General features: G+C 71.7%; 24 protein-coding genes. 2 read left to right on the top strand and 22 right to left on the bottom strand.

Translation table 11 applies throughout. The features are described from left to right. Positions 1 to 88: 88 nt before the first annotated feature. The 5 genes from ACFY93_RS24560 to rpsB all read right to left on the bottom strand — a co-directional run bounded on the left by ACFY93_RS24560 (position 89) and on the right by rpsB (position 4,749). The gene (locus tag ACFY93_RS24560) at positions 89 to 1,225 is read right to left on the bottom strand and encodes a phosphatidate cytidylyltransferase (protein ID WP_391362807.1); all 1,137 of its coding nucleotides are present in this window, start codon (positions 1,223 to 1,225) and stop codon (positions 89 to 91) included. After that, a complete protein-coding gene (frr, locus tag ACFY93_RS24565; protein ID WP_054235439.1) occupies positions 1,225 to 1,782 on the bottom strand; it encodes a ribosome recycling factor in 558 nt (185 codons plus the stop codon). Before frr ends, ACFY93_RS24560 begins: the two co-directional genes overlap by 1 nt. Positions 1,783 to 1,920: 138 nt before the next feature. Then, positions 1,921 to 2,691 (bottom strand): UMP kinase, encoded by a 771-nt coding sequence (gene pyrH, locus ACFY93_RS24570; protein ID WP_391362809.1) that lies wholly within the window; start codon positions 2,689 to 2,691, stop codon positions 1,921 to 1,923. Positions 2,692 to 2,885: 194 nt separating this feature from the next. After that, positions 2,886 to 3,722 carry a translation elongation factor Ts gene (tsf, locus tag ACFY93_RS24575; protein WP_391362811.1) on the bottom strand — a complete coding sequence of 279 codons (837 nt, stop codon included), beginning with the start codon at positions 3,720 to 3,722 and terminating at the stop codon, positions 2,886 to 2,888. Positions 3,723 to 3,816: 94 nt separating this feature from the next. Continuing rightward, entirely contained in the window at positions 3,817 to 4,749 is a 933-nt protein-coding gene (rpsB, locus tag ACFY93_RS24580; protein WP_391362813.1) for a 30S ribosomal protein S2, read from the bottom strand. Between the two features lie 292 nt (positions 4,750 to 5,041). Here rpsB and ACFY93_RS24585 point away from each other — a divergent pair, with 292 nt between their 5' ends. Continuing rightward, a complete protein-coding gene (locus ACFY93_RS24585) occupies positions 5,042 to 5,851 on the top strand; it encodes a peptidoglycan DD-metalloendopeptidase family protein (RefSeq protein WP_391362815.1) in 810 nt (269 codons plus the stop codon). Here the strand turns inward: ACFY93_RS24585 and ACFY93_RS24590 are convergent. The 17 genes from ACFY93_RS24590 to ACFY93_RS24670 all read right to left on the bottom strand — a co-directional run bounded on the left by ACFY93_RS24590 (position 5,848) and on the right by ACFY93_RS24670 (position 18,849). Next, the gene (locus tag ACFY93_RS24590) at positions 5,848 to 6,405 is read right to left on the bottom strand and encodes a TetR family transcriptional regulator (RefSeq protein WP_391362939.1); all 558 of its coding nucleotides are present in this window, start codon (positions 6,403 to 6,405) and stop codon (positions 5,848 to 5,850) included. The genes ACFY93_RS24585 and ACFY93_RS24590 overlap by 4 nt on opposite strands. A gap of 73 nt (positions 6,406 to 6,478) precedes the next feature. Further along, on the bottom strand, positions 6,479 to 7,315 hold the full coding sequence (whiG, locus tag ACFY93_RS24595) for an RNA polymerase sigma factor WhiG (RefSeq protein ID WP_391362817.1): 837 nt from the start codon (positions 7,313 to 7,315) through the stop codon (positions 6,479 to 6,481). A gap of 212 nt (positions 7,316 to 7,527) precedes the next feature. Then, complete coding sequence (dprA, locus tag ACFY93_RS24600) at positions 7,528 to 8,730, bottom strand: DNA-processing protein DprA (RefSeq protein ID WP_391362819.1); 1,203 nt, start codon at positions 8,728 to 8,730, stop codon at positions 7,528 to 7,530. After that, entirely contained in the window at positions 8,727 to 10,352 is a 1,626-nt protein-coding gene (locus ACFY93_RS24605; protein ID WP_391362821.1) for an ATP-binding protein, read from the bottom strand. Before ACFY93_RS24605 ends, dprA begins: the two co-directional genes overlap by 4 nt. Then, entirely contained in the window at positions 10,352 to 10,723 is a 372-nt protein-coding gene (locus tag ACFY93_RS24610) for a YraN family protein (RefSeq protein WP_391362823.1), read from the bottom strand. Before ACFY93_RS24610 ends, ACFY93_RS24605 begins: the two co-directional genes overlap by 1 nt. A gap of 151 nt (positions 10,724 to 10,874) precedes the next feature. Then, positions 10,875 to 11,183 (bottom strand): DUF2469 domain-containing protein, encoded by a 309-nt coding sequence (locus ACFY93_RS24615; RefSeq protein ID WP_003965949.1) that lies wholly within the window; start codon positions 11,181 to 11,183, stop codon positions 10,875 to 10,877. 55 nt (positions 11,184 to 11,238) lie between these two features. After that, entirely contained in the window at positions 11,239 to 11,745 is a 507-nt protein-coding gene (locus tag ACFY93_RS24620) for an NUDIX domain-containing protein (RefSeq protein ID WP_391362825.1), read from the bottom strand. Continuing rightward, positions 11,735 to 12,475 (bottom strand): signal peptidase I, encoded by a 741-nt coding sequence (lepB, locus tag ACFY93_RS24625; RefSeq protein WP_391362826.1) that lies wholly within the window; start codon positions 12,473 to 12,475, stop codon positions 11,735 to 11,737. Before lepB (ACFY93_RS24625) ends, ACFY93_RS24620 begins: the two co-directional genes overlap by 11 nt. Positions 12,476 to 12,558: 83 nt before the next feature. Further along, positions 12,559 to 13,548, bottom strand: coding sequence for a signal peptidase I (lepB, locus tag ACFY93_RS24630; RefSeq protein ID WP_391362828.1), 990 nt, complete (start codon positions 13,546 to 13,548; stop codon positions 12,559 to 12,561). Beyond that, entirely contained in the window at positions 13,433 to 14,506 is a 1,074-nt protein-coding gene (lepB, locus tag ACFY93_RS24635; protein WP_391362830.1) for a signal peptidase I, read from the bottom strand. The genes lepB (ACFY93_RS24630) and lepB (ACFY93_RS24635) overlap by 116 nt, the downstream gene beginning before the upstream one ends. After that, positions 14,499 to 15,212, bottom strand: coding sequence for a signal peptidase I (gene lepB / locus ACFY93_RS24640; RefSeq protein WP_391362832.1), 714 nt, complete (start codon positions 15,210 to 15,212; stop codon positions 14,499 to 14,501). The genes lepB (ACFY93_RS24635) and lepB (ACFY93_RS24640) overlap by 8 nt, the downstream gene beginning before the upstream one ends. A 33-nt stretch (positions 15,213 to 15,245) precedes the next feature. After that, a complete protein-coding gene (rplS, locus tag ACFY93_RS24645; protein WP_391362834.1) occupies positions 15,246 to 15,596 on the bottom strand; it encodes a 50S ribosomal protein L19 in 351 nt (116 codons plus the stop codon). A 134-nt stretch (positions 15,597 to 15,730) separates the two neighbouring features. Continuing rightward, positions 15,731 to 16,564 carry a tRNA (guanosine(37)-N1)-methyltransferase TrmD gene (gene trmD, locus ACFY93_RS24650; RefSeq protein WP_391362836.1) on the bottom strand — a complete coding sequence of 278 codons (834 nt, stop codon included), beginning with the start codon at positions 16,562 to 16,564 and terminating at the stop codon, positions 15,731 to 15,733. Then, positions 16,564 to 17,199 carry a ribosome maturation factor RimM gene (rimM, locus tag ACFY93_RS24655; RefSeq protein WP_391362838.1) on the bottom strand — a complete coding sequence of 212 codons (636 nt, stop codon included), beginning with the start codon at positions 17,197 to 17,199 and terminating at the stop codon, positions 16,564 to 16,566. Before rimM ends, trmD begins: the two co-directional genes overlap by 1 nt. Positions 17,200 to 17,284: 85 nt before the next feature. Continuing rightward, the gene (locus tag ACFY93_RS24660; RefSeq protein ID WP_005479813.1) at positions 17,285 to 17,524 is read right to left on the bottom strand and encodes an RNA-binding protein; all 240 of its coding nucleotides are present in this window, start codon (positions 17,522 to 17,524) and stop codon (positions 17,285 to 17,287) included. Between the two features lie 2 nt (positions 17,525 to 17,526). Further along, the gene (gene rpsP, locus ACFY93_RS24665) at positions 17,527 to 17,946 is read right to left on the bottom strand and encodes a 30S ribosomal protein S16 (protein WP_391362840.1); all 420 of its coding nucleotides are present in this window, start codon (positions 17,944 to 17,946) and stop codon (positions 17,527 to 17,529) included. A 306-nt stretch (positions 17,947 to 18,252) separates the two neighbouring features. Further along, positions 18,253 to 18,849: a hypothetical protein gene (locus ACFY93_RS24670; protein ID WP_391362843.1), complete on the bottom strand. Its 597-nt coding sequence runs from the start codon at positions 18,847 to 18,849 to the stop codon at positions 18,253 to 18,255. A gap of 816 nt (positions 18,850 to 19,665) precedes the next feature. Here ACFY93_RS24670 and ACFY93_RS24675 point away from each other — a divergent pair. Continuing rightward, positions 19,666 to 20,559, top strand: coding sequence for an SAM-dependent methyltransferase (locus ACFY93_RS24675; RefSeq protein WP_391362845.1), 894 nt, complete (start codon positions 19,666 to 19,668; stop codon positions 20,557 to 20,559). Positions 20,560 to 20,644: the final 85 nt, after the last annotated feature.

The following is a 20,644-nucleotide window of genomic DNA, read 5'->3' on the forward strand; positions in this document are numbered from 1 at the left end:
TGTCGCAGACGTACGAAGAGGGACTCGCCGTCTGTGGACGACGAGGCCCTCTTCCCTGTTTGCGCAGGTCAGCGCCGGTCACCGGAACTCATCCGGAACCCACGAAGATCACCAGCAGCAGCCACACCACCGGTGCCGTCGGCAATATGGAGTCCAGCCGGTCCATGATGCCGCCGTGGCCGGGCAGGAGCGTGCCCATGTCCTTGATGCCGAGGTCCCGCTTGATCATGGACTCGCCGAGGTCGCCGAGGGTGGCGCTGGCCGCGACCGCGAGGCCCAGGAGCAGGCCCTGCCACCAGGCGCCGTCGTCGATCAGGAACTGCGTGCACAGCGCGCCGGCGACCATCGCGAAGGCGACCGCGCCGAACAGGCCCTCGCGGGTCTTGCCCGGGCTGATGCGCGGCGCCAGCTTGTGCTTGCCGAAGCGCCAGCCGATCGCGTACGCGCCGGTGTCGCTGACCACCGTCAGGAGCAGGAACGTCAACACCCGGCGCGGGCCGTCGTCGGCGGTCAGCATCATCGCCACGAACGTCGCCAGGAACGGCACGTAGAACGCCGCGAACAGGCCCGCCGTGACGTCCTTCAGATAGCCCTCGGGCGGTTCCGTCATGCGCCAGACCAGGACCGCGAGCGCGGTGAGCGCCATGGCCACCCACGCGCCCTCGGCACCGCGGACGTATCCGGCGACGACCATCGCCGCGCCGCCCACCGCCAGCGGCACGAGGGGCGCCTTGATGTCCTTGCGCTCCTGCAGCCGCGAGGTTAGCTCCCACAGGCCCACGACCACGGCGACGACTATCACGCCGAGGAACACGGCCTTCACGACGAACAAGGACGCGACGATCACCGCACCGAGACCGACGCCCACCCCTATGGCGGCACCCAGGTCTCGGCCCGCACTCTTCTTCTGCGGTGCGGGCGCGGGCTGGGGGGCGCTGGGCATGGGCTCCTGCGGGCTGTGCGGCTCGTGCGGCGCGGCCCGGTGGGGCGTTGCCGGCGGTGTGTCGTCGCGGAACGGGGGGCCGCTCACCCGAGCGGCCCCCCGGTGGTCGTCCTGGTCTCCGCCGTGTGCGGTCGCCCCGGGCACGATGGGCATGGGGCGAGTGTGCTGGGCGTCATGCGCATCGTATGCGGGACCCGCCGGGGCCGCCCCCTGGGCAGACCCCTGATCGGAAGGCCCCCAGTACCCGGCTTGTGGCGGCGCTCCCCAGGAAGAGTCGTTCATCAGACCTCGAGCAGCTCCGCTTCCTTGTGCTTGAGCAGCTCGTCCACCTGGGCGACGTACTTCGCCGTGGTGTCGTCGAGCTCCTTCTCCGCACGGCGGCCCTCGTCCTCGCCGACCTCGCCGTCCTTGATCAGCTTGTCGATCGCGTCCTTGGCCTTGCGGCGGACCGAGCGGATCGAGACCTTGGCGTCCTCGCCCTTGGTCTTGGCGACCTTGATGTAGTCCTTGCGGCGCTCCTCGGTCAGCTCGGGGAACACCACCCGGATGATGTTGCCGTCGTTGCTCGGGTTGACGCCCAGGTCGGAGTCGCGGATGGCCTGCTCGATGTTGCGCATCGCGCTCTTGTCGAACGGGGTCACCACGGCCATGCGCGGCTCGGGCACCGAGAACGAGGCCAGCTGGTTGATCGGCGTCAGCGCACCGTAGTAGTCCGCCACGATCTTGTTGAACATCGCCGGGTGCGCACGACCGGTTCGGATCGCGGCGAAGTCCTCCTTGGCGACCACGACGGCCTTCTCCATCTTCTCCTCGGCCTCGAGGAGGGTCTCTTCGATCACCACTTGCTCCTGCGTGTCTTGAGTAGGCCCGGCAGCTGTCCTCGTCGGTCGGCGGCCGGCTGCGTCGCGTCTTGTTCCTGCACCGTTCCCGACCGGCAGGACATTGTCCATCCCCCGGTCAGGGTCCATCCCCGGCCGTCAGGCCCGGCCGCTCTGGTCACCCACGAGAGTGCCGATCTTCTCACCCTTGACGGCCCGCGCGATATTGCCCTCCGCCAGAAGCTCGAAGACCAGGATCGGCAGCTTGTTGTCCCGGCACAGGGTGATCGCGGTCATGTCGGCGACCTTGAGGTCGCGCGTGATGACCTCGCCGTAACCGAGGGCGTCGAACTTCACCGCTTCCGGGTTGGTCTTGGGGTCGGAGTCGTAGACCCCGTCCACGCCGTTCTTCCCCATCAGCAGGGCCTGGGCGTCGATCTCCAGGGCGCGCTGGGCCGCTGTGGTGTCGGTGGAGAAGTACGGCATCCCCATGCCCGCGCCGAAGATGACCACGCGGCCCTTCTCCAGGTGACGCACGGCGCGCAGCGGGATGTACGGCTCGGCGACCTGCCCCATCGTGATGGCGGTCTGCACCCGGCTGTCGATGCCCTCCTTCTCCAGGAAGTCCTGGAGGGCCAGGCAGTTCATGACCGTGCCGAGCATGCCCATGTAGTCGGACCGGGCGCGGTCCATGCCGCGCTGCTGCAGCTCGGCGCCGCGGAAGAAGTTGCCGCCGCCGATGACGACCGCGATCTGGGCGCCGCCGCGTACGACGGACGCGATCTCGCGGGCGATCTTGTGCACCACGTCGGGGTCGACGCCCAGTCCGCCGCCGCCGGCGAACGCCTCACCGGAAAGCTTCAGCAGGAAGCGCCCCGCGCCTTTGCCGTCGTCGCTCGTCTCGCCCTTGTCGGCCTGGGTGGTGGTCATGGAGATCGCCTTTTCTACGTGTCGCACATACGAAGAAGGCCATTGCCGGTGGGGTGTGGGCTCCCAAGCTCGGCAATGGCCTCCTCGTCAGATCTGCTGTCGTCCGCCGCGCACGCGCGCGGGTCGGCAAACGCGACCGGCACGGACGACTGCTGTCGACCCTAGCGGGATCGCGCGTCGATCGCGGTACGGACTCAGATGCCGACCTTGATGCGCATGAAGCGCTTCAGGGTGACACCGGCCTCGTCCAGAACCTTCTGGACGGACTTCTTGTTGTCGAGCGCGTACGGCTGACCGAGGAGGGTGGCCTCCTTGAAGAAGCCGTTGACGCGACCCTCGACGATCTTCGGGAGCGCGGCCTCGGGCTTGCCCTCGGCGCGCGTGGTCTCCTCGGCGACGCGACGCTCGGACTCGACGACCTCGGCCGGGACGTCCTCACGGGAGAGGTACTTCGGCGCGAAGGCGGCGATGTGCTGGGCGACACCCTTGGCGAGGTCGGCGTCGGCCTTGTCCAGCTCGACCAGGACACCGATCTGCGGGGGCAGGTCGGGCATGGTGCGGTGCATGTACGCGGTGACGTAGGCGCCGGAGAACTGGGCGAAGCGGTCCAGGACGATCTTCTCGCCCAGGTTGGCGTTGGCCTCGTCGACGTACGCCTGGACCGTCTTGCCGGCCTCGATCTCGGACGCGAGCAGCGCCTCGAGGCCGGCCGGGGAGGTCTTGGCGACGTGCTCGGCGAGGGCGTTGGCCACGGCCTGGAACTTCTCGCCCTTGGCGACGAAGTCCGTCTCGCACTTCAGCTCGACCAGGACACCGGAGGTGTTGTCGTCGGCGATGAGGGAGACCACGGCGCCGTTCTCGGCGGAGCGGCCCTCACGCTTGGCGACGCCCTTCTGGCCCTTGATGCGCAGGGCCTCGACGGCCTTGTCGACGTTGCCGTCGGCCTCGTCCAGCGCCTTCTTGCAGTCCATCATGCCGGCGCCCGTGAGCTCGCGGAGCTTCTTGACGTCGGCGGCGGTGTAGTTCGCCATGATTCCTGGAATCTCTCTCGAAGTCTGAAGATCTACGGGTGAACGGCGGGGGCCTTGTGAGCCCCCGCCGTCAGCAACCCGAAGGGGTGAGGGGTCAGGCCTGCTCGGCGTCCGCGGCCGGAGCCTCGGCGGCGGGGGCCTCGGTGGCCGGAGCCTCGTCGGCAGCCGGGGCCTCGGCGGCCGGAGCCTCAGCGGCGGCCTCGGCCGGCTTCTCGGCCTCGGCGGCGGCCGGAGCCTCGGCGTCGTCGGCCTTCTTCTCGCCCTCGAGCAGGTCACGCTCCCACGCGGCGAGCGGCTCGCCCGCGGCCTTGTCACCCTCGGCGGCCTTGCCGGCGCCGGAGCGGGCGATGAGGCCCTCGGCGACGGCGTCGGCGATCACGCGGGTGAGCAGGGTGACGGAGCGGATCGCGTCGTCGTTGCCCGGGATCTTGTAGTCGACCTCGTCGGGGTCGCAGTTGGTGTCGAGGATGGCGACGACCGGGATGTTGAGCTTCCGGGCCTCACCGACCGCGATGTGCTCCTTCTTGGTGTCCACGATCCAGACGGCGCTGGGCACCTTCTGCATCTCGCGGATACCACCGAGGGTCTTCTCCAGCTTGGCCTTCTCGCGCGAGAGCACGAGAAGCTCCTTCTTGGTGAGACCCGACGCGGCGACGTCCTCGAAGTCGATCTGCTCGAGCTCCTTGAGGCGCTGCAGACGCTTGTAGACGGTCGAGAAGTTGGTGAGCATGCCGCCCAGCCAGCGCTGGTTGACGTAGGGCATGCCGACGCGGGTGGCCTGCTCGGCGATGGCCTCCTGCGCCTGCTTCTTCGTGCCGACGAACATGACCGTGCCGCCGTGGGCGACGGTCTCCTTGACGAACTCGTAGGCGCGGTCGATGTACGACAGCGACTGGAGCAGGTCGATGATGTAGATGCCGTTGCGCTCCGTGAAGATGAAACGCTTCATCTTCGGGTTCCAACGACGGGTCTGGTGACCGAAGTGGACGCCGCTTTCCAGCAGCTCCCGCATCGTGACGACGGCCATGGCCGTTCTCCTTGTTGTTCTCGGTTGTGCCGCGCTCGCCGGACGGCAGGCGCGCCTGACGCCCACGACGCGCCTTGCCACAAGGGACCGAGAGGCGCTGACACCGGCTTCCGTCGTACGTTCGCCGTACGAAACGGAGCCCGGGGTCGGGGCGTGCGAAGTCGACCCGGTGACCCGGATCGCCACAAGAAGTGTACGGGACCGGCGGGGTACCGGGTGACGCCGCTGTCCACAACCGGCCGGTGATCCACACTTCCGGCCGCGATCCGCCCCGGTACGGCACGGTTCTCCCATGCGAACGAGGCGAAGCAAGCGGACCGGGCAAGGCGCATGCCGGGCGCGCGCACGCGGCCGGCGGGGGCTGTCCCTGCTCGCGCTGGTGGCCGTGCTCGGCGCGGTCCCGCCGGTTGCCGCAGCGCGGCCGGGCGCCGCGGCACGGCCGGGCGACGCGGCACGGCCGGGCGACGCGGCACGGCCGGGCGACGCGGCACGGCCGGGCGACGCCCCGCCGCCGGGTCCGCCCGCGCCCGCGGGGCTCGACCCGTCGGTACCGGCCGTGGGCCGCGCCTGGCCCGTCGGGTCCCGGCCCGCGGTCGTACGCGGCTGGGAGCCTCCGGCGACGGCGTACGGCAGGGGGCACCGGGGTGTGGATCTCGGGGCGGCGCCGGGAGCGCCGGTGCGCGCCGTGGCGCCGGGACGGGTGTCGTTCGCGGGTCCGGTCGCGGGCCGCGGTGCCGTCTCCGTGGAGCTGGAAGGGACCGGTGCCCCGCCTCTGCGGACGACCTATCAGCCCGTGCGCGCCTCCGTGCGCGAGGGCGACGAGGTGGCGGCCGGTGACGTGGTGGGCACGGTGGAGGCGGGCACCGCGGGACCCGGCGGCCCCCACTGCCCGGCCACCTGTCTCCACTGGGGCCTGCGCCGGGCCGACGCCTACCTCAACCCGCTGTCCCTGCTTCCGCCCTGGCTGCTCCGCGGGGGCCCGTCCCGGCTGCTGCCCGTCGCGGGCGCGCGTCCCGGTGAGCCGCCCGGGGCCCCGCGAACCGGTCCGGCCCTCATGGGGACTTCGCCCGCCTCGGACGGGGGACGAGCTCGGCGGCCCTAACCCCGCACGCCCCGCAGCGCCATCCCGACCGCCGCGTCGGCGATCGCCGCGGGGTCCTCCGCCACGCCCAGCTCGATCCGCCGCACCGCCGCGTCCACCACGCCCTGCAACAGCATCGCGGCCAGCCGGGGCTCCGCGTGCCCCAGGGCGCCCAGCGCCTCGGCGATCATGACGACCAGCCCGCCGTGGGCGGCACGGATCCTGTCCCGTGCGCCCGCGTCGAGCTCGCTCGCGGAGATCGCCACGACGGCCCGGTGCCGCCGGTCCCCGACCAGGGCCAGCTGCTGCCGGACGTACGCCTCGACCTTGCCCTCGGGCCCTTCCGCCGCGGCCATCGCCGCCTCGACCTCCGCCGCCCAGACGGGGAAGTCGACCGCGCAGAGCTCCTCCACGACGGCCGCACGGGACCTGAAGTACTCGTACACGGAGGACCGGGCGAGCCCGGTGCGTTCGGCGAGGGCCGGGAAGGTCAGTGCCTCCGTCCCGCCCTCGGACAACAGGGAACGCGCCGCGTCCAGCAGGGCGGCTCGCTGCATCGACCGGTGCTCGGCCACGGAGGCCGCTCGAATCCTTGGCACCCTCCCACTTTACGGACGCCCCGGTCCGGGCGGGAGGGAACGGCGGGGGTCAGCGGCCGAAGCTCGCCAGCTTCGCCCTCAGCTGGAGCACGGACTTGGTGTGGATCTGACTGACCCGGCTCTCGGTCACGCCCAGCACGTTGCCGATCTCGGCGAGCGTGAGTCCCTCGTAGTAGTAGAGGGTGACCACGGTCTTCTCCCGCTCGGGCAGCGTGTTGATCGCGCGGGCCAGGAACCGTCGCAGCTCCCGGTCCTCGGCGACCTCCACCGGATTGTCGGCGGCCGTGTCCTCGAGGGTGTCCATCAGGCTCAGCCGGTCGCCGCCGTCGCCGCCCACGTGCAGCAGCTCCTCCAGGGCCACCACGTTCGCCAGTGACAGCTGGCTGAAGACGGCGTGGAGCTCGTCCACCGCGATGCCCAGCTCGCCGGCCACCTCGGCCTCGGACGGGGTGCGGCGCAGGCGGGCCTCCAGCGTCGCGTACGCGCGCTCGACGTTGCGGGCCTTCTGCCGCACGGACCGGGGGATCCAGTCCAGCGCCCGCAGCTCGTCGATCATCGCGCCGCGGATGCGCGTGATCGCGTACGTCTCGAACTTGATCTCGCGTTCGATGTCGAACTTCTCGATCGCGTCGATCAGCCCGAACACTCCGGAGGAGACGAAGTCCGCCTGCTCGACGTTGGCCGGCAGGCCGACGCTGACCCGTCCCGCGACGTACTTGACGAGCGGCGAGTAGTGCAGGATCAGCTGCTCGCGCAGCCGGTCGTCACCGGTGGTCTTGTACGACCGCCACAGCTCGTCGAGCGTCGACGGAGCGGGCGGGCGCACGCTGCCACGGGCGGCGGGTGGTACTGCCGCCCGGTCAGACCCGGAGGTGTGCTGGGGCATTCGTCGCCTTGTGCCGTTCTGCTGTGAACTGGGGGTGTGGGAGAGAGCTGTCGGTGTGATGTCGGGTTGCCTGTCTGAGCCGGAATCCTTGTGAGCGTAGCGTGACTGCGGTGTCGCAGTGAGCGAAGACCGGGTGATCACCCCTGCGCGAACGAGCCCGTCCGCCTCCCCCTCGGGACCCGCCCGTAGCCCTGTGTGACCTCCGGGGGGCGTCAACTACGGGAATTGCCAAGGCTGTCAGGGTTCGCCCGGACGGCCGAACACGCTGGGTCAGGGACGGGCGGGCCGACGGCGGCGGGACTCCGCGCCTGGCGTGTCAACTTCCAGCCGTCGCCGTGTCGTTCGACGAATCCAAGTGATCGGAGTTCGTACAGTCTCCCGATCGCGTCGTCCTCGGTGGTCCCGGCGCCCCGCGCGATGTCCGCGGCGCTCGCCGTGTCGCGGGCCGGCAGCGCGGCGAGCACCTGCGCGGCACCGGGTTCCAGCAGGTCGCGGGGGAGCACGGGGCCGCGCTTGTCGGGTGCCAGCTCACCGATGTCACCGACGAGTTCGGCGACCTCGGCGGCATCGGAGACGAGCACCGCCTCCTGGCGCAGCAGTGCGTGCACCCCGGCCGACAGGCCGCTGGTGGCGGGTCCCGGTACTCCCATCGTGAAGCGTCCGAGCCGCTGTGCCGCGCGTGCCGTGACCAGCGCGCCGCTGCGGTACGCCGCCTCGACGACCACGGTCCCCCGGGTGAGCGCCGCGATCACCCTGTTGCGGAGGATGAATCTGCTCGGCGTCGGATGCTCGCCCGGAGGCAACTCCCCCACGACCAGTCCCTGTTCCGCGATCCGGCCGATCAGCCGGGTGTGTCCGCGCGGGTAGGGGCGGTCGACCCCGCAGGCCAGTACGGCGACGGTGGCTCCACCCGCCCCGAGTGCTCCCCGGTGGGCGGCGCCGTCCACCCCGTAGGCCCCGCCCGAGACCACCACCCAGCCGCGCTCCGCCAGGCCCGAGCCGAGCACGGCCGCCATGTGCGCCCCGTACTCGGTGCAGGCCCGGGCTCCCACGACGGCCACGGACCGCAGGGCCCACATCCGCAGACTGGGCCGGCCGCGCACCCACAGGCCGGTGGGCCGCGCGTCTCCCAGGTCGTCGAGCTGCGCCGGCCACTCCGGCTCGCCGGGGCAGACGAACCTCGCCCCGGCCCGCTCGGCCTCGTCCAGGTCCTGCCGGGGCCTGGCCCGGGCGGCTCGCGCCCGCAGCCCTTCCCAGCGCGCGTCGGTCACCCCGGGCAGCGGCTTTCCTCCCCGCACGAGCCGCCGGGCCACCTCGGCCGCCCCCAGCTCCCGCAGCCAGCGTCCGGCGGTCTCGTCCCCCGGTTCGACGACGCGGGTGAGGGCGGCGCGGGCCAGCCGCTCCTCGCCGGTCATGAGGCGGCGCCGATCGTCATGGGCAGCCCGCGAGGCACACCGGTGCGCAGCTGCAGGCCGAGGGCGACGTCACCGGCGTCGGGGCGGTCGTGTCCCCGGAGGTCGGCGACGGTCCAGGCGACGCGCAGCACACGGTCCAGGCCCCGGGCGGTGAGCATGCCGCGCTCGAGTCCTCGCTCGGCCTCGTCCATCGCACCCGGAACGGCCTGCCAGCGGCCGCGTAGCTCACGTCCGGGCATCTCGCTGTTGGTGTGCCACGGTGTCCCCGCGAGTCGTGCCGCGCACCGCTCGCGGGCCTCCCGCACCCGGTCGGCGACCGTCCGCGTGGACTCGCCCCCGGCGTCACGGGCCGTCAGCTCGGAGCGGGTGACCGGCTCCACCCGCACCTTGAGGTCGACGCGGTCGAGCAGCGGGCCGGAGAGCCTGGCCTGATAGCGGCGGACTGCGGAGGGCGGACAGTCGCAGCTGTCGGGCACCAGGCCGAAACGCCCGCAGGGGCAGGGGTTGGCCGCGAGCACCATCAGGAACTTCGCCGGGAACCGCACGACGCCGGCGCTGCGGGCGATCACGACGTGCCCCGACTCGAGGGGCTGGCGCAGGGCGTCCAGGACGAAGCCGCTGAACTCAGGCGCCTCGTCGAGGAAGAGCACCCCGCGGTGCGCGAGCGACACGGCGCCGGGGCGTGCCATCCCCTTGCCGCCGCCGACCAGGGACTGCATGGTCGCCGAGTGGTGGGGAGCGCAGTACGGAGGTGCGTCCACCATGGGTTTGCCCGGTGGCAGCAGGCCCGCGACGGAGTGGATCGCCGTCACCTCCAGGGACTCCGCGCTGCTGAGGCGGGGCATGATCGACGGCATCCGCTCGGCCAGCATCGTCTTGCCTGCGCCGGGCGGCCCCTCCAGGAAGAGGTGGTGGCCGCCCGCCGCCGCGACCTCCAGGGCGGCCCGTGCCGGCCTCTGGCCGACGACGTCCGCCAGGTCGTGCCCCTGGTCGCGCTCGGTGGCGGCGGTGCCGCACAGGCCGGTCGCCTCCCCGGTGCCGGGGACCCGCAGACCGGCGAGCAGCGGGTCGGGCCTGCCCTGCTCGTCCGGGGGTTCCTCGGGCACCGGCTCGTCGGTGAGCACGGCGATCAGCTGGCGCAGGCTGCGCACCCCGAGCACGGAGACGCCCGGCACCAGGGACGCCTCGGTCGCCGCACACTCCGGTACGACCACCTGTTCGTAGCCCGCGTCGGCCGCGGCGAGGACGGCGGGCAGGATGCCGCGCACCGGACGGATCCGCCCGTCGAGGCCCAGTTCACCGATCATCACCAGGTCGCAGAGGACGCGGGGGTCGATCCGCTCGGAGGCGCCCAGCACGGCGCACGCCACCGCCATGTCGAAACCGCTGCCGCTCTTGGGCACCGAGGCCGGGCTGAGGCCGACCGTCAGCTTCTTCTGGGGCCATTCGGCGCCGGAGTTGACCACCGCGGCCCGGACCCGGTCGCGGCTCTCGGTGAGGCTCTTGTCGGGCAGGCCGACCAGGGTGAAGGCCGCGACTCCCGGTTCGAGGTCCGCCTGGACCTCGACCACGACACCCTCGACACCCACGAGGGCGACGGAGCAGGTGCGTGCGAAACCCATCACGACACCCCCCGCACGTGCTCGATCACCGGGGCACCACGGTGCGGGACCAGGACGCCCACCACGTCGATGCGGACCCCGCCGGGCGGTGCGCCGCCGTGTTCCTGGAGCCAGCGTTCGGCGAGGCCCCGCAGCCGCTCGGTCCGCGTGGGCGTGATCGCGGCCATCGGGTGCTCGAAGGAGCCGGCGGCGCCCGTCCTGCGGGTCTTGACCTCGCAGATGACGAGCGCGTCGCCGTCCCGGGCCACGATGTCGATCTCGCCGGCCCTCCCGCAGCGCCAGTTGCGCCGCAGGATCGTCATTCCCCCGCCGGTCAGCCGCCGTGCGGCCAGTTCCTCGCCGAACCTGCCGAGTGCGCCTCGTGCGTTCATGTCGGCACCACCTCCGGCACCCACACTGCGGCCGCGGCGGCCTTGCTGTGGATCTTGGTGGACGGCCCGCCGCTTGTGGACAAGTCCGCCACCCTCGCGGGGGCCCGCGGGTCACCCCGGAGGGCTCCCGCGGGCCGCTCCGCGGGCGCCGTCAGCCGCCAGGAAGCTCCAGGTCGCTCTTGTTGAGCTCCTCGATGTTCACGTCCTTGAACGTGAGCACGCGGACCTGCTTCACGAACCGAGCCGGCCTGTACATGTCCCACACCCAGGCGTCCGCCATCGACACCTCGAAGAACACCTCACCCTGGACCGAGTGCACCTGCATCTCGTAATCGTTGGTGAGATAGAAACGCCGCTCGGTTTCGATCACGTATTTGAACAGACCGACGACGTCGCGGTACTCCCGGTAGAGCTTCAGCTCCATCTCGGTCTCGTACTTCTCGAGGTCCTCGGCGCTCATGGCATGTTCCCCTTCAGCCGTGCGTCCCCCTATTGTGCGCCAGTCCCGCGGGCCCCTAGACGATTTCGGTGTCGAGGACCTCGGGTCTGGCCGGGGGACCCTCGTCGAGCAGCCTGCGCAGCAGCCCGGCGAGCCTGGTCGGATACACCGTCTCATGTGCTTCGGTCAGTTCCTGGCACGTCCACCAGCGTGCTCCGGCGACACTGCGCCGTTCCAGCTCCGTCAGCCCGGTCGCCGCGATCGCCGTCTGCGTCGTGCGGGCCAGGTAGTACCACTCGTCCTGGTCCCAGCGGCGGCCGGCGAACGGGAAGGAACAGGTCCGCCGCCACAGCACCGGGCCCAGCTCGACCTCGGTGATGCCGGTCTCCTCCACGAGCTCCCGCAGCGCGGCCTCCTCGCGGGTCTCCGTGCCCTCGACACCGCCGCCGGGGGTGAACCACCAGTCGTCGGCGGGGTCGTCCGGCTCGTGCCCGTGCAGCAGCAGGATGCGCTGGTCGGGGTCGAGCAGCACGACGCGGGCGACCTTGCGCAGCCCGCCCTCGTACGGCGCCTCAGCGGGCACCGGCGAGCTCCGTCCGCGCACGGCCGCGCCTGCCCGCGCGCTTGGCGATCGGCCCGTAGGCCGCGCCGCCGAGGACGAGTACGGCGCCCGCGATCACCAGGCCCGTCACCAGGCGCAGCGGGCCCGGCCGGGAGAGGCCGCCGAGCGCCTCGAAGCCCGTGGGGCGCTCCAGCATCCCGTTCATGGGCCACACGACCGCGTCGACGCGGGCGTCCACGGCGCCGCGCGGCACCGTGCCGTTGCCGACCTCGGTGAGGTGGGCCGTGGAGTCGAGGGAGCCGCTGCGCTCGTCACCGAGCAGGAACAGCCTGCCCTCGGGGACCGTGACCTCGGGGATCTTCTTCGACTCGGCGGCCTGGCCCTCGGGGAGGTAGTTCTCGTCGATCCGCTTGCCGTTGACCGTCAGCCTGCCGTCCGTGCAGCAGGCGACCTTGTCACCGCCAATGGCGACGACCCGCTTGACCATGGGCATGTCGCCCCAGGTCTTCTGCTTGAAGACGACGACATCGCCACGCTTCACCTCGCCGCCGTCCACCCGCTCCGCGAGCACCCGGTCCCCGGCGGCGATCGTCGGCGACATGGAGTCGGTCGGCACGGTGTACGGCTGGTACAGGATCGCGCCCCAGACGAAGCCGCCGAGGAAGAGCACACAGCCGAGGGCCACGGCCAGCCCCGACAGCACGCTGCCGAGCCGCCCGCGGCCCTCGTCGGTACGACCTGTCCTGCTCATCCCAGTGCTCCCCCGGTTCGGAGAATCGATCCCGCCGGCGCGTAGGTCCGGGCCGCGGAAGATCGGCGATCTGGGACGGCACCCTACCCGGCGGTACGCCGACCAGAAACCCTCGGGTTTGCGGACGTGAGCCGCCGCCTGCGCCACAGCACGAGCGGCACGGCCCCGGCGAGGCCGAGCGCACCGGGGGCCGCGGCGCCCAGTCCCTGGTCGAAGGTGTCGGGAACCGGCAGCGTGTCCCAGCGGTTGGGCGGCCAGGCGATGACGATGGCACGGCCCACGACGTTGCCCACGGGAACGAAGCCGTGGTTCTCGTCCTGCTGGTGGTAGCGGGAGTCCAGCGAGTTCTGGCGGTGGTCACCCATGACCCAGATTTTGCCCTTGGGTACCTTCACCTTGAACTGGCCGCCCTGATCGTCGACGCTGCACGGGGTGTTCCCGTCGAAGACGTACGGCTCGTTCAGCGCCTTGCCGTTGACCTTCAGCGGGCCGGAGCCCTTGCACTCGATCGTGTCACCCGCGACGCCGACGACCCTCTTGATGAGGTCCTTCTCCTCCGCGGACGGCATCAGACCGATCCAGCTGAGGACCTTCTGCACGGCGTTCGGGTTGGGCGTGGGCTCGCCCGCCAGCCAGTTGTCCGGGTCGTGGAAGACGACGACCTCGCCGCGCTCCGGTTCCGAGCCGAACCACGGGGTCAGCTTGTCGACGAGCACCCGGTCGCCCGTCTCCAGCGTGTGCTGCATCGAGTCGGAGGGGATCGAGAACGCCTGCACCAGGAAGGTCTTGATCAGCAGCGCGAGCACCAGCGCGATGCCGACGAGCAGTGGAAGCTCCTTCCAGAAGGAGCGCTGCTTCTTGGCCGCGGACCCGCTCCGGCCGGACTCCTGCCGGTCCGTGGCCTGCCCGTCCGTGCCCTGCCCGGTGCCGTCCTGATCGCCACCGCCGTCCTCCGGGTCACTCCCGGAGCTCACCGCGTCTTCCGCGGCCGGGGATTCCGATGCGTCGGGCCGCTCCGGCTGCTCCTCTGGGCCATCGTGTCCGGATCGTGCGCCGACTGCCACATCCCCCACATCCACTCCTCACTCCGTGCCGCCGCCTGCGCCGGATCCGGCGCAGGCCCACCACTCCCATAACGAGCGGGAGTTCCGCAGGGCTCGGGAGCCGGACCAATCCATTGAGATCCGAGGACGCCACCCTATGCGACGGGCCGAGCGCGGTGGCTGACCCGCTCGGCACCGTGGCGTACGTGTCAGGCTCCTTGAGGCGGGTCCAGTGGCCGAAGGGCCAGGCGATGAGCATGGCCCGGCCGACGACGGACTTCTCGGAGACGGTGCCGCCGTACTCCTCGGTGCGGTGGAAACGGGAGTCGGCCGAGTTGGCGCGGTGGTCGCCCATGACCCAGAGGCGGCCCTCGGGGACGGTCACCTCGAAGGGAATGGTGGAGGGTTTGTTGTCCGGGTGGATGTAGGGCTCGTCGAGCGGCTTGCCGTTGACGGTCACCCTCCCCTGGGCGTCGCAGCACTTGACGGTGTCGCCACCGACGGCGACGACCCGCTTGATCAGGTCCTGGTCGTCGTCCGAGGGCAGCAGACCGATGAAGGTCAGCCCTTCCTTGACCTGCTTGACGACGACGGGGTCGTCCTTCTTCGCCTCCTCCGGGGGCAGCCAGCCACCCGGGTCCTTGAAGACGACGACGTCGCCGCGCTGGGGCCGGGAACCGAACCAGGGGGTCAGCTTGTCGACGAGGACCCGGTCGCCGATCTGGATCGTCTGCTCCATGGAGCCCGACGGGATCACGAACGCCTGGACGAGGAAGGTCTTCAGTACGAGCGCGATGAGCACCGCGACGCCCACGAGGAGAGGTATCTCCTTGATCGCCGAACGCCGTCGCCGCCGCTTGACCTTGCGCTGGAGCTTGCGTCGCTCCGCGCGGCCCGGCCGGACGCGGCCGCCGGCCCGCCGGGAGCCGGTGGGCAGCAGTTCGTCGGCGGCGCCGTGGGTGCCGCGCGGTCTGCCCCGGTTACCCATGGACGCCGTCCGCGGCGGGTACGCGCGCGTAGGCGCCGGGGCGGTCCAGGTGGGTCCAGCGGTCCGCGGGCCAGGCGATCCAGTCGGCCCGGCCGATCACGTCGCCGACCGGGATCATCCCGCCGCCCGGCGAGCCGAGGTGGTCACGTGAGTCGCTGGAGTCGCCGCGGTGGTCGCCGAGGACGAAGAGGGTGCCGTCGGGCACGACGACGTCGAAGGGGACGTCGGACGGACTGTCCCCCGGGTACAGGAACGCCGACTCGTCGACCGGCCGTCCGTTCACCTCTAGACTCCCCTCCCTGTCGCAGCAGACCACGTGGTCTCCCCCCACACCGACGACGCGTTTGATGTAGTCGGCGTTCCCGAAGTATCCGGTGCCGTCGAACACGACGACGTCCCCCCGCCGCGGCCCGGAACCGAAACGGTACGCCAACTTATTTACGAGGACGCGGTCCCCGATCCTCAATCCGCGCTCCATCGAGCCGCTGGGAATCCGGAACGGCTGCATCACAAACGTGCTGAAAACCAGCAGAAACACCAGGCAGGTCAGGAGGGTGAGGGTGATCCGGCCGCCGGGCAGCGCTTCGGCGACGCGCGACAACGCGAAACGCGACCGTCCCTCCCGGCCGTCCGTGTCCGAGGTCTCCTCGGAACGGGAAGGGCGGGAGGAGCGGTCGCGCTCCACAGGCTGTGCTTCGGTGTCCATCGGAGCCAGATGCTATCCGGCCCCGGCGGGGGATCAGCGCTCGCGCTTCTCCTTGATCTTCGCGGCCTTGCCGCGCAGCTCACGCAGGTAGTACAGCTTGGCGCGACGGACGTCACCGCGGGTGACGAGCTCGATCTTCTCGACGATCGGGGTGTGCACCGGGAAGGTGCGCTCGACGCCGACGGAGAACGAGACCTTGCGGACCGTGAAGGTCTCGCGGACACCGGCGCCCTGGCGACGGATGACTACGCCCTTGAACTGCTGCACACGGGAGCGGTTGCCCTCGATGACGCGGACGTGGACGTTGACGGTGTCACCCGGGCGGAAGGCCGGGACGTCGGTGCGCAGCGAGGCGCTGTCGACGGTGTCGAGCAGGTGAGACATGATCGTCTGCTTTCTTCGCCGATGCCACAGGTCATCAGCGGTACATCGCGATGGGATGAAGGGGCTGTCGCGTCGGGACGGGCGTCGTGTCCCCCTGTGGCAGGGGCGCACGCCGGACGACGTACAACAGCGGCCTAGTCTCCCACGTCCTGCTGCCTGCGCCAAAATCGGCCGTGTGGCGCCCCCTCGGCGTCCGGGGCCCAGCCGAGGATCGACAGCATCTCGCGGTCCTTCTTGTCGAAGGCCGCGGGCTCGCAACGCTCGATCAGGTCCGGCCGGTTGGCCGTCGTGCGCCGCAGCGCCTCGTCCCGGCGCCAGCGCGCGATCTTCCCGTGGTGGCCGCTGAGCAGCACCTCGGGGATCTCACGGCCGCGCCACGCGGGGGGCTTGGTGTACACCGGCCCCTCCAGGAGGTTCGCCATGGCGCCCGGGGCGAAGGAGTCGTCCCGGTGGGACTCGGCGTTGCCGAGGACACCGGGGAGCAGCCGGGCGACGGCCTCGGTGACGACGAGGACGGCCGCCTCGCCGCCTGCGAGCACGTAGTCGCCGATGGACACCTCGTGAACCGGCATCCGGGTCGCGTACTCGTCGAAGACGCGGCGGTCGATGCCCTCGTAGCGCGCGGGCGCGAAGACCAGCCACGGGCGCTCGGCCAGCTCGACGGCCAGTTCCTGGGTGAAAGGGCGTCCGCTGGGGGTCGGGACGACCAGGGCGGGCGCGTGCGAGCCCGTCTCGTAGCCGTCCGCGAGCACGGAGTCCAGCGCGTCGCCCCAGGGGTCGGTCTTCATGACCATGCCGGGGCCGCCGCCGTACGGGGTGTCGTCGACCGTGTTGTGGCGGTCGTACGTCCACTCCCGCAGGTCGTGCACGTGCACCTGCAGCTTCCCGCGCGCGCGTGCCTTGCCCACGAGGGAGACGTTCAGCGGTTCCAGGTATTCGGGGAAGATCGTGACGACGTCGAGCCGCATCAGGCGCCGGCCTCTCCGGAGCCCCCGGCGCTCCCGCTCTTCCCGGCGCCGTCGGCTCCCTCGCCGCCCGCGGACTTCTCGCCACCCGCGGGCTCCTCGGCGTCGCGCGCCGAGGCGATCTCCGCACGGTCGTCGATCAGGCCCGGAGGCGGGTCGATCACCGCGCGCTGCTCCTCCAGGTCGATCTCGGTGACGATCTCCTCGACGAACGGGATCAGCACCTCACTGCCGTCGGCCCGCTCCACCACGAACAGGTCCTGCGAGGGCAGATGTGAGATCTCCGTGATCCGCCCGACCTCGGTGCCGTCGACGGTGACGACGTCCAGGTCCATCAGCTGGTGGTCGTAGAACTCGTCGGGGTCCTCGGGCGCCTCGTCCGGGTCCACCTCCGCGATCAGCAGGGTGTTGCGCAGCGCCTCGGCGCCGTTGCGGTCGCGTACACCCGCGAAACGCAGCAGCAGACGGCCGCTGTGCACCCGGCCCGTCTCGATGGTCAGCGGACCGGCTGAGGCGGGGTCGGTGGCGAGGACGGCGCCGGGCGCGAGCCTCAGCTCCGGCTCGTCGGTGCGTACCTCGACCGTGACCTCGCCCTTGATGCCATGGGCGCGGCCCACGCGCGCGACTACGAGCTGCACTTCTACGGATCTCCTGTCGGTACGACTACGGGCCGGGGACGGCCCAGTAGGCCTTCCCCGGCCCGAGCCGGTGTTGCGTTCTGCGTCAGCGGACGTGATCCACGTCGACGAGGTCGACACGGACACCACGGCCACCGATGGCGCCCACGACGGTGCGCAGAGCGCGCGCGGTGCGGCCGTTGCGGCCGATCACCTTGCCGAGGTCGTCGGGGTGGACCCGGACCTCGAGGACGCGCCCGCGGCGCAGGTCACGCGAGGCGACCTGCACGTCGTCGGGGTTGTCGACGATGCCCTTGACGAGGTGCTCGAGAGCCTCCTCGAGCATGCTCAGGCCTCGGTCGACTCGGACGCGGCCGGAGCCTCGTCCTTCTTCTCAGCCTTCTTCTTCTGGGTGATGGCCTCACCCTTGCCCTCGTCGTCGCCGCCCAGGGCGTCGAACGACGGGCGCGCGGCCTTCGGCTCGGCCACGAGCAGAGGCGCCGGGGCGGGCTCGCCCTTGTACTTCTGCCAGTCGCCGGTCAGCTTGAGGATGGCGAGAACGGGCTCGGTCGGCTGCGCGCCGACACCCAGCCAGTACTGCGCACGCTCCGAGTCGACCTCGATGCGCGAGGGGTTCTGCACCGGGTGGTACAGGCCGATCTCCTCGATGGCCCGGCCGTCACGGCGGGTACGGGAGTCGGCGACGACAATGCGGTAGTGAGGCGAACGGATCTTGCCCAGACGCTTCAGCTTGATCTTGACTGCCACGGAAGTGGTGTCTCCTGGTCTTGACGTGGGTGGGCACGGCGAGAGAGCCGCGTGGGGTTGCGGTACCCGAGTGCCCGATGGACGCGTCAGCCGGAGGAGAGAGGGGTCCTGTGCGGCTGTCGAGTACAGCTAGCCATTGTGCCATATCCGGCGGCGCGCCTCTTACGGAGGGCCGGGCGGGCATGACGCGGGGGCACCCGGCGTCATGCCCGCCGGATGCCCCTCGGTCGTGACGGGCACGGTGCCGGCCGCGAACACCGCGCCGGTCGTGCCGCCCTGCTCCACGACCGCCCTGGGGGCGGCCCCTCAGCCGGCCGCCGCCGCGACGGCCTCCGGGATGCGGAAGGGTTTGCCGCAGCCGCCGCAGACGATGGGGGCCTGGGCCAGGACCGAGGGGACGACGCGTACGTTGCGGCCGCAGTCGCAGACGGCCTTGACGCGGACACCTCCACCGGAGGAGCCGTGCCGGGCGGCGGGGCCGCGGAAGCTGCGGGCGGTGTCAGCGGCGGTCGCGGCCGTGTGCGCCTTGAGGGCGCGCTGCAGCCGCTCGATCGTCGGGCGGTAACGCCGCCTCGCCTCGGGGTTGAGCGTGACCAGCGAGAAGCCGCTGCTGGGATGCGGCTCCTCGGGGTGGTCCAGGCCCAGCTCCTCGGCGATCGCGAGGAATCTGCGGTTGTGGTACCGGCCGGCGCGCGAGGTGTCGCGGATTCCGCGCGCGGCGGCGATGCCGTGGACTGCCTCGTGAAGCAGTCGTTCGAAGGAGAGCTCGTGTCCGCAGGCGGACGACGACTCCCCGATCAGGGACTCGGGCGCGGCAAGATCCGGCAGTTCGGGGTGGTGCCGCTGAATGTCGGCCCACGCCCCTGCCAGCTCTGCGGCGAGAACAGGTGGTGTCGTGCTCACGTCGTGACAACGAGCCTGGGTGCCTCAGTGTTCCTATTCCGGGGCATCCCAAATAATTTGCACGTACCCGTCAGTTGCCACTGATGCGTCCTGACGAGGGCGGGTGCGCTGATCTGCGGAGAAGCCTCACAGCTCATACCAAGGCGGTACGTAGTAACGCGTACGTTCCGGCGTGTAGACGGTGCCCGCACGCCGGGACGGATGTGGTCCGCGGGTGTGCAAGGGGCGTTTCGGCCTCGCGCGGGGATACCCGCGCGGGCTCAGTACGCGCGCGCCATGACGGCGACGTTACCCGGTGCGCCGCCGGCACCGGGCACCGCCCCGTCCCCGGGGGCCGGACACCGTACGGTCAGGGCGCATCGCGCGCCCGCGCACCGGACGGGGCCGCCGTCGCCGCGGCGGCCCGGTACGGCGGCCGCGCGCGCCCGCCACGGAACGGCCCGCCGCTCACGGGGCGGCCCGCCCTCCGCCACCTGGGCTCGCGTCCTGCCGACCATGGCCGGAACCTCCCCTTCCCCCCGCGCTCCGGGACGGCGGTCGCCCGGAAGGACGGCCCGCGGGGGCGCCGGCCACCCGCTGTCACGGCCATGCGCGCGATCCGGCCATCCGCGGGACGCGAGCCGGGCGCGGCGGGCGCGCGGGCGATCACCCGGCGCGCAGGGTCGCACACAGGCCGTTCGCAAGCCGGGGTCCGCAACCCCTGGACGCCGGGACGAGCGCGGAGTTATCTGGCATACGGGGGGAGTGCGAGCGCGATGCACGGGGGCGGAGAAACGGGGCACAGAGGCAGACTCTCGGCTGATTGGGGCGCTTTCGATGACACCTACGCTCGTGCGGCAGCACCGGCCTCGTGCGGGAGCGACACCCCGCCTGGACCCGTGTGCACGCGCGCGTGACTGGGCCGAGATCCAGGAGCGGATGCTGGTACCGCTCTACGAGGCGGTCTACGACCGGCTCGAAGTGGGCGCCGGGACGCGGCTGCTGGGTCTGGGCTGCGGTTCGGGACTGGCCCTGCTGATGGCGGCCTCGCGCGGCGCCGCGGTGACCGGTGTCGACTCCTTCGCCCCCGAACGGCTGGCTCTCGCGCGCCGGCGGCTGTCGTCCGGAGCGGCGGGTACGCGCGCGTGCGCCCACCCCGGACTCGTGGCCGGGTCCCCCGGGGACTTCCGAGACCCCGCCGCCCCCACGGCAGCGAGCGGCCCCGCCGACGCGGCCGCTCCCCCGTACAACCTGGTGACCGCCTTCGAACCGATCGGCTGTGCGCCGGGCGACACGGAAGGGCTCGACGGGCTTCTGGGGACGGCGGCACGGCTCAGCGGGCGCGGGACACCGGTGGTGATCGCCGGGTGGGGGCCGCCGGAGCGCTGCGCCACGGCCTCGGTCCTGCGGGCCGCCACCGAGCAGGCGGATCCGCTGCGCGGTCCGGACGCCCTGCGGACCGCCCGCCGCGACGACCTGGAGCAGGCCGCCCTGCGCGCGGGGCTGCGGCCGGACGGATCGGGCCGCGTCGCCTGCCCCTTCGGGTACGCGGACATCGACAGCGCGGTACGGGGGCTGCTTTCGACGGGACTGCTCGACGCGGCGATCGCGGCGGCGGGCCTGGACCAGGTCGAGAAGGAACTCGACGAAGCGCTGCAGCCGTATCTGCGGCAGGAGGGTCCCGTCTGGATGCCGAACGTCTTCCGCTACCTGATCGCCCGTACCCCGTGAGCGGCTGACGCCCGTCCGGCACGCATGGTGCGGCGCGGGCCCGTGGGAGATACGACCGGGCGCCCCCTCGGCTTTTCGAAGGGGC

It is taken from the genome of Streptomyces sp. NPDC008313, from assembly GCF_042956125.1.
GTDB lineage: Bacteria > Actinomycetota > Actinomycetes > Streptomycetales > Streptomycetaceae > Streptomyces.

Coding starts and splice junctions, on each gene's coding strand:
- ACFY93_RS24560 (WP_391362807.1), bottom strand. CDS start 1,225: ATGAACGACTCTTCCTGGGGAGCGCCGCCACAAGCCGGGTACTGGGGG.
- pyrH (WP_391362809.1), bottom strand. CDS start 2,691: ATGACCACCACCCAGGCCGACAAGGGCGAGACGAGCGACGACGGCAAA.
- tsf (WP_391362811.1), bottom strand. CDS start 3,722: ATGGCGAACTACACCGCCGCCGACGTCAAGAAGCTCCGCGAGCTCACG.
- rpsB (WP_391362813.1), bottom strand. CDS start 4,749: ATGGCCGTCGTCACGATGCGGGAGCTGCTGGAAAGCGGCGTCCACTTC.
- ACFY93_RS24585 (WP_391362815.1), top strand. CDS start 5,042: ATGCGAACGAGGCGAAGCAAGCGGACCGGGCAAGGCGCATGCCGGGCG.
- whiG (WP_391362817.1), bottom strand. CDS start 7,315: ATGCCCCAGCACACCTCCGGGTCTGACCGGGCGGCAGTACCACCCGCC.
- dprA (WP_391362819.1), bottom strand. CDS start 8,730: ATGACCGGCGAGGAGCGGCTGGCCCGCGCCGCCCTCACCCGCGTCGTC.
- ACFY93_RS24605 (WP_391362821.1), bottom strand. CDS start 10,352: ATGGGTTTCGCACGCACCTGCTCCGTCGCCCTCGTGGGTGTCGAGGGT.
- ACFY93_RS24610 (WP_391362823.1), bottom strand. CDS start 10,723: ATGAACGCACGAGGCGCACTCGGCAGGTTCGGCGAGGAACTGGCCGCA.
- ACFY93_RS24615 (WP_003965949.1), bottom strand. CDS start 11,183: ATGAGCGCCGAGGACCTCGAGAAGTACGAGACCGAGATGGAGCTGAAG.
- lepB (WP_391362826.1), bottom strand. CDS start 12,475: ATGAGCAGGACAGGTCGTACCGACGAGGGCCGCGGGCGGCTCGGCAGC.
- lepB (WP_391362830.1), bottom strand. CDS start 14,506: ATGGGTAACCGGGGCAGACCGCGCGGCACCCACGGCGCCGCCGACGAA.
- lepB (WP_391362832.1), bottom strand. CDS start 15,212: ATGGACACCGAAGCACAGCCTGTGGAGCGCGACCGCTCCTCCCGCCCT.
- rplS (WP_391362834.1), bottom strand. CDS start 15,596: ATGTCTCACCTGCTCGACACCGTCGACAGCGCCTCGCTGCGCACCGAC.
- trmD (WP_391362836.1), bottom strand. CDS start 16,564: ATGCGGCTCGACGTCGTCACGATCTTCCCCGAATACCTGGAACCGCTG.
- ACFY93_RS24660 (WP_005479813.1), bottom strand. CDS start 17,524: ATGCTCGAGGAGGCTCTCGAGCACCTCGTCAAGGGCATCGTCGACAAC.
- ACFY93_RS24675 (WP_391362845.1), top strand. CDS start 19,666: ATGACACCTACGCTCGTGCGGCAGCACCGGCCTCGTGCGGGAGCGACA.